Source organism: Candidatus Desulfolinea nitratireducens (assembly GCF_982879505.1).
The window spans coordinates 1,000-6,415 of the sequence record NZ_CEYOSI010000049.1; the positions used below are offsets into that span (position 1 = coordinate 1,000).

At 52.0% G+C, this 5,416-nt stretch carries 6 protein-coding genes; 5 read left to right on the plus strand and 1 reads right to left on the minus strand.

Going from position 1 to position 5,416, the window contains the following annotated elements; translation table 11 throughout:
- A partial coding sequence (locus tag AC3DOM_RS06275; protein WP_487918175.1) for a quinone-dependent dihydroorotate dehydrogenase occupies positions 1 to 1,012 on the plus strand: 1,012 nt, incomplete at its 5' end.
- A 39-nt stretch (positions 1,013 to 1,051) separates the two neighbouring features.
- On the opposite strand, the gene AC3DOM_RS06280 is transcribed toward AC3DOM_RS06275, so the two are convergent.
- On the minus strand, positions 1,052 to 1,381 hold the full coding sequence (locus AC3DOM_RS06280; RefSeq protein WP_487918176.1) for an EthD family reductase: 330 nt from the start codon (positions 1,379 to 1,381) through the stop codon (positions 1,052 to 1,054).
- 107 nt (positions 1,382 to 1,488) lie between these two features.
- On the opposite strand from AC3DOM_RS06280, the gene AC3DOM_RS06285 reads away from it, so the two are divergent.
- The 4 genes from AC3DOM_RS06285 to AC3DOM_RS06300 form a co-directional block, all read left to right on the plus strand.
- Complete coding sequence (locus tag AC3DOM_RS06285) at positions 1,489 to 1,854, plus strand: hypothetical protein (RefSeq protein WP_487918177.1); 366 nt, start codon at positions 1,489 to 1,491, stop codon at positions 1,852 to 1,854.
- 14 nt (positions 1,855 to 1,868) lie between these two features.
- Positions 1,869 to 2,645 (plus strand): enoyl-CoA hydratase/isomerase family protein, encoded by a 777-nt coding sequence (locus AC3DOM_RS06290; protein ID WP_487918178.1) that lies wholly within the window; start codon positions 1,869 to 1,871, stop codon positions 2,643 to 2,645.
- 96 nt (positions 2,646 to 2,741) lie between these two features.
- Positions 2,742 to 4,214 (plus strand): Asp-tRNA(Asn)/Glu-tRNA(Gln) amidotransferase subunit GatB, encoded by a 1,473-nt coding sequence (gene gatB / locus AC3DOM_RS06295; RefSeq protein WP_487918179.1) that lies wholly within the window; start codon positions 2,742 to 2,744, stop codon positions 4,212 to 4,214.
- Positions 4,215 to 4,385: 171 nt separating this feature from the next.
- Positions 4,386 to 5,416, plus strand: a 1,031-nt coding sequence (locus AC3DOM_RS06300; protein ID WP_487918180.1) for a Glu/Leu/Phe/Val family dehydrogenase, incomplete at its 3' end; no start/stop codon positions are given.

Below are 5,416 nucleotides of genomic sequence, written 5' to 3' on the forward strand. Positions count from 1 at the left end.
CCGTTATATCTTTGGTGCTCAGTGGCTGCTCAAACAGATCTTCTCCGCACCTCCCAAACCTGTTGAAGCCTTCGGGCTGACCTTTCCCAATCCTGTTGGGCTGGCGGCCGGATTCGATAAAAATGCCGCCGCCGTGCGCGGCCTCTCCATGCTAGGGTTTGGGCATATCGAAGTCGGTACCGTCACACCCCTCCCCCAATTGGGCAACCCTGAGCCGCGAGTCTTCCGATTACCCGAAGATGAGGCCATCATCAACCGGATGGGATTCCCCTCCAAAGGCGCGACAAAAGTCGTCAAAGCCTTATCAAAGCTTGGTTATTGCAAATACGCGTCAAAAAAATCATCCCGCGTGATCAACCTGAGACGTTTTTACCCCGAAACAAATCGGCGCCGCAAATCATCCATGATCCTCGGCGTGAATATCGGCAAAAATAAAACCACCCCCAACAAGGAAGCCGTCCTCGATTATCTTTCGCTGCTCGAGCTTTTTGCCCCCTGCGCCGATTACCTGACGATCAACGTCAGCTCGCCAAACACCGAGGGATTGCGGGATCTTCAGGGTCGTGCCGCGCTCGAAGAACTCCTCACCCAACTGGATTATCAGCGAAAATTTGAACAGAAGACCCTGCGCAAAAAAATACCCTTGCTCGTCAAGCTTTCTCCTGATCTCTCGGATGCGGAACTCGATGACGCCCTTGACGTCATACTTGCCACCAATATGGACGGGATCATCGCGACAAATACCACCCTTGCCCGCGAGGGGCTGAAATCTGTTCATCGGACAGAATCAGGCGGTTTAAGCGGAAGCCCGCTCCGGTCCACGAGCGAAGCGGCTTTAAGTCGAATTCTTAAAAGAGTGAATGGGAAGATCCCCGTTATCAGCGCAGGCGGGATCATGACTCCAGACGACGCAAAACGCCGCCTCGACATGGGGGCGACGCTGGTACAGATCTATACAGGTCTGGTCTATCAGGGGCCGGGGTTTGTAAAGGAAATAATAAAAACCCTATAGGGGCGGAGTGTTCCCGCCTAGGGCAACAAAACGTCGCCCCTACCGAACAAACTCCTCCGGCAAGGCCTCCTTATGCTCGGCGACCAACATGGAAAAGCGCTTGCGGGTAAAGACATGCAGCCAATCTCCGGCAGCTTGTCCCTCCGGCGATTGCAGGGCAGCATTGAGGGACTGGCGTGAATCAAAATAAAATTCGTGGATCTTGATAAACTGATGCCCCTGGCTGCCAAAAACCAGTTCTGAAATTTCGCTGACCGTTTCCCTTCGCAGGCCAGGCATTTTTTCAGCCAGTCCCATAAATTTTTGCCAGCCTGAATTGAAATCCTGGCCGGGTAGAGGGAGATAAAAGAAGATCGTTATTTTATGCATAAGTTTTGAGACCACTCTTAATGAATTTGTTAATGGATTATAACGAAAATCCTATAAAATCAGCAGGGTTTTAATGGTATTATTTTTGCACCTAAAAGGTAAAAACTATGGATAATAAAATTACAATCATCGAAGGACCCCCACCTGTTTTCGAACCTGTGCAGGATGGCTGGGCGTTGGGCCTCAGCGAAGGGCCCAGTTCCCTTGTTAATGCAGTTACAAAACTCCGCACTTTTAATGGCCCTGAATTGGTCGAGCGCTGTTATCGTTCCTGGCGCAATTTCTCACCCATGTATCTGGAATACCGCAACGATATGGGGCTTGAACAAGAGACTCCCATCCAGGCAGTTCGGGCTGTTGAAACCGAAGAAGGGGCAGTCCTGCTTCTCTGGGTTTATCTGGACCGGGATATGGTTGAATTTGAAATCGATCTCGGTGATGACGAAAACACGGATGACGATATAGACTACTGAGTAGTGGAGGCCCCGTGCCCCTGATCCTCTCTTTCTTTCAACATCATACCCTAACACTTACCCTCAATCGTCCCGATAAGGCCAACGCCTTCAATCGGGACATGATTTTAGGGCTACAATCCGCACTGGATGAAGCCGCGCAGGACGACAATATTCGCTGCATAGTCATCACTGGAGCAGGGAGTTCTTTCTGCTCCGGTCAGGATATCTCTGAGATGCTGGCTGGACAGGATTCTGATGTCTCCTATCACGAGCATCTGCGCGAGACCTATAATCCGCTTATATTGCAAATCCGCCAAATAGAAAAGCCGATTGTTGCCGCGATCAACGGGCCGGTAGCAGGGGCGGGCCTCGGGGTTGCGCTGGCCTGCGATCTGCGAATAGCCGCTGATTCTGCCGAGTTCACGGTCGGGTTCACCGGCATCGGCCTCGTCCCGGATTCAGGTATCTCGCTGCTGCTCCCTGCACTGATCGGGCTGGGACGGGCCACCGAATTCACCTTTAGCAATCTCCCCATCTCCGCGCAGGATGCGTTGAATTGGGGGTTGGTCAATCGCCTCATTCCCGCCGAGGGTTTGGCCGCTACAGTTGCCCAAATCGCGGCAATGCTGGCGATGGGGCCAGTGGGAGCCTTTGGGGCGACAAAGAAAGCCTACAATCGGGCTGTGCTGTCAAATCTCGAAGATGTCCTCGAATTTGAGGGCGAATTGCAGGACGTGGCAGGGAAGAGCGAAGAACATCGAATTGGGGTGGATGCCTTTCTGAAGAAAGAACATCCGAATTTTCTTTAATCAAATTCCTCCCCCGCAAGCGGGGGAGGTCAGGTGGGGGCTTATTTTGCCCCCCTCTAACTCCCCCCGTTCACAGGGGGAGAACAGTGAAATTTTATGGAATTTGAACCCGTTATCGGACTTGAAGTCCACGTTGAACTGGCAACCGAATCAAAGATGTTTTGCGGCTGCCCGGTTGTTGATTCAGTCGAAGCAGAGCCAAATACTGCTGTCTGCCCCGTGTGTGCAGGAATGCCCGGGGCATTGCCCGTTGCCAACGAGCGCGCTGTCGAATTTGCGATGCGCGTCGGGCTGGCCCTGGGCTGCAAGATCGAGCCGGTCAGTATCTTTGCGCGCAAAAATTATTTCTATCCGGACCTTCCCAAAGGCTATCAGATCTCACAGTTTGAAGAACCCCTTGCCACCAACGGTGAGATGCGTATCCAAACAGAAGATGGCGAAAAAACGATCCGCGTTCTCCGCGCCCATCTTGAAGAGGATGCGGGCAAGCTGACGCATATAAAACCTCCCGAAGGTTTGAAACCTTCGGGAGGTACCAGCCTGGTCGATCTCAATCGTGCGGGCGTTCCGCTGCTCGAGATCGTCTCAGAGCCGGATATGCACTCCGCCGCCGAGGCCCGTGCCTACGCCGAAAATCTGCGCAATATTCTGCGCTATCTCGGCGTCAACTCCGGCGATATGGAAAAAGGCGTCATCCGCTTCGAGGCAAATACCTCTGTCCGACCCGTGGGAACATCCGAGCTTGGGACGCGCACCGAGGTTAAAAACCTGAACTCCTTCCGCGCGATGGAAGATGCGATCAATTACGAGATCGCCCGTCAGAGCAAGCTCATCGAAGAGGGCGGCGAAGTGGATCAGGTGACGATGGGCTGGGATGAGGCCAAGGCTGAAACCTATACCCAGCGCGGTAAGGAAGATTCGCATGATTACCGTTACTTCCCTGAACCGGACTTGCCACCGCTAAAAATAGATGCTGATTGGGTGAATAGGGTCCGCGCCGAACTCCCCGAATTACCCGATGCCAAATTCCAGCGTTTCACCACCGAATTTAAACTAAGCGAATATGATGCCAGGGTTTTGGTCTCTGAGAAAGCGATCGCTGATTATTTTGAAAGCGCCCTCAAGAAATTACCCGCTACAATTAAACCGAAAATGCTTTTCAATTGGATGAGCGGTGAGCTTTTTGCCTTGATGAACCAGGCCGAGGTGGGGATTGATGAGATCAAAGTCACGCCTGCTGCATTGGCAGAATTGGTGATATTGGTCTCAGAGGGTGGGATCAATAAGAATACTGCCAAAGAAGTTTTGGGTGAGGTTTTCGCAAGTGGAAAAAGCCCGAAAGCCATCGTCACCGAACGTGGGCTGGGGCAAGTCTCAGACGGTGACCTGATCGCGGGACTGGTATCAGAGGTCTTAAACGAGAATCAGCCTGAGGTCACGAGCTATAGGGAAGGGAAAGAGGGGGTGGTGAATTGGTTATTTGGCCAGGTGATGAAAAAGGCACGCGGACAAGCCAATCCGCAAATCCTCAGAGAAGAATTAATGAGGCAATTAAAATCCTGGATGTAATTTTTACGAGGTGATAAGTATCCTATTGACGTTGGGTATAATTTCGATTAACCTATTGCCGGTGAATTCTATATGAGAATACCCACAAAAATCCCTTTGAAAAAGCGGGCAGCCGAAACCGGTCTGCCCGTTTATATTTTAACAATCTATTCCCGTCTTTAAGGAGACAAAATGTCTGAAACGATCAATGCATTTGAGATGGCGCAAGAACAATTCGATCATGTTGCGGAATTGCTGAATTTAGACCCGCAGATTGCTGAAGTGCTGCGCTGGCCTGCTCGTGAATTTTCTTTCCGGATCCCAGTGCGGATGGATGATGGCACCTTGCGTGTTTTCCAGGGATTTCGGGTTCAGCATAGCGATGCCCGCGGCCCCAATAAGGGCGGCATTCGCTTCCATCCATCAGAGACATTCGACACCGTCCGCGCACTGGCAACCTGGATGACCTGGAAATGTGCCGTCGCAGATATTCCATTGGGTGGCGGTAAAGGCGGCATCATTGTTGATCCCGCAACGCTTTCCTCCGCTGAAAAAGAACGCCTGACCCGCGGCTGGGTAAAAAATATGTGGCGGAATATTGGACCACGTCAGGATGTCCCCGCCCCGGATGTGGGTACAAATCCCCAGATGATGGGCTGGATGATGGACGAATATTCAACCCTGGTCGGTGAATATACACCCGGCGTTTTCACTGGAAAACCCCTCGGCGGCGGCGGATCGTTGGGACGCACCGAAGCGACAGGCTATGGCGTGATCTACACCGTCCGCGAAGCCATGAAACATCTTGGTATTGATCCGACAACTTCAATTGCAGCCATGCAGGGTTTTGGTAATGTGACCCAATATGCAGCAATTGGTTTTGTCGAAATGCTCGGCGGAAAAGTTGCCTGTGTCTCCTGCTGGGATCGCGAAGATCGCACAGCCTACACATACAGTCACCCCCAAGGTTGTGACCCACGCTTCCTGCAATCGATCACCGACCAATATGGGATGATCAATAAAGAAAAAGCGGATGCTGCTGGTTATATCCGCGAGGATGGTGACGCCTGGATCAGCAAAGAAGCCGATGTGCTTATGCCTGGAGCGCTCGAAGGCCAGGTAAATGAGGAGAGCGTCAAGAAGATTTCAAGCCGGGTGAAAATCGTCGCGGAAGGCGCCAATGGTCCCACAACCCCCGAAGCGGATGATTTCTTCAAAGAAAA

What these genes read in the sequence shown, in the direction of transcription:
- AC3DOM_RS06280 (WP_487918176.1), bottom strand. Translation starts at nt 1,381, where the DNA reads ATGCATAAAATAACGATCTTCTTTTATCTCCCTCTACCCGGCCAGGAT.
- AC3DOM_RS06285 (WP_487918177.1), top strand. Translation starts at nt 1,489, where the DNA reads ATGGATAATAAAATTACAATCATCGAAGGACCCCCACCTGTTTTCGAA.
- gatB (WP_487918179.1), top strand. Translation starts at nt 2,742, where the DNA reads ATGGAATTTGAACCCGTTATCGGACTTGAAGTCCACGTTGAACTGGCA.